The organism is Actinoallomurus vinaceus, assembly GCF_039542055.1.
Classification (GTDB): domain Bacteria; phylum Actinomycetota; class Actinomycetes; order Streptosporangiales; family Streptosporangiaceae; genus Actinoallomurus; species Actinoallomurus vinaceus.
Map to the genome: position 1 here is coordinate 1 of NZ_BAABHK010000059.1, position 668 is coordinate 668.

The 668-nt window shown below is 68.9% G+C and carries 1 protein-coding gene; it reads left to right on the forward strand.

Translation table 11 applies throughout. The features are described 5' to 3' along the window. Nucleotides 1–668: lipoyl synthase (locus ABEA24_RS53345; RefSeq protein WP_345444770.1), on the forward strand; the 668-nt coding region annotated here is incomplete at both ends.

The following is a 668-nucleotide window of genomic DNA, read 5'->3' on the forward strand; positions in this document are numbered from 1 at the left end:
CCTGAGGGCCGGAAGTTGCTGCGTGTCGAGGCCCGTAACGCCGCGACCCCGATCGAACGCAAACCACCATGGATCAAGACCCGGCTGTCCATGGGCCCGCAATACCGCGAACTGACCGACCTGGTCCGCTCCGAAGGCCTGCACACCGTCTGCCAGGAAGCCGGCTGCCCCAACATCTACGAATGCTGGGAAGACCGCGAGGCCACCTTCCTCATCGGCGGCGACCAATGCACCCGCCGCTGTGACTTCTGCCAGATCGACACCGGCAGACCCGCCGCCTACGACCCCGACGAACCCCGCCGCGTCGCCGAATCCGTCACCCGCATGGGCCTGCGCTACGCCACCGTCACCGGCGTCGCCCGCGACGACCTGCCCGACGGCGGCGCCTGGCTCTACGCCGAAACCGTCCGCCAGATCCACGAGGCCATCCCCGGCTGCGGCGTCGAACTCCTCATCCCCGACTTCAACGCCGAACCCCACCTGCTCGCCGAGGTGTTCTCCGCCCGCCCCGAAGTCCTGGCCCACAACCTGGAGACCGTCCCCCGGATCTTCAAACGCATCCGCCCCGGCTTCCGCTACGAACGCTCCCTGAGCGTCCTCACCGCCGCCAGGGAGGCGGGCCTGGTCACCAAGTCCAACCTCATCCTGGGGATGGGCGAGACCCGCGA